We start from the raw sequence: 204 nt of genomic DNA, 5'->3' as shown, positions 1-204 counted from the left end.
TGGAAACCCTGATTGCCCTGGAAGCCCTGGAAACCCTGGGCACCGATGTCACCCTGGAAACCCTGATTGCCCTGGAAGCCCTGGAAACCCTGGGCACCGATGTCGCCCTGGAAACCCTGATTGCCCTGGGTGCCCTGGAAGCCCTGGGCACCGATGTCGCCCTGGAAACCCTGGTTGCCCTGGAAGCCCTGGGCACCGATGTCA

At 63.2% G+C, this 204-nt stretch carries 1 protein-coding gene; it reads left to right on the top strand.

The window, feature by feature from the left end; translation table 11 throughout:
* Nucleotides 1-204: hypothetical protein (locus UK12_RS44255; RefSeq protein WP_231591540.1), on the top strand; the 204-nt coding region annotated here is incomplete at both ends.

The organism is Saccharothrix sp. ST-888, assembly GCF_000955975.1.
In the GTDB taxonomy this organism is placed as follows: domain Bacteria; phylum Actinomycetota; class Actinomycetes; order Streptomycetales; family Streptomycetaceae; genus Kitasatospora.
Note: the sequence above shows the minus strand (reverse complement) of the source record. Positions and strands in the feature narration are given on the sequence as shown.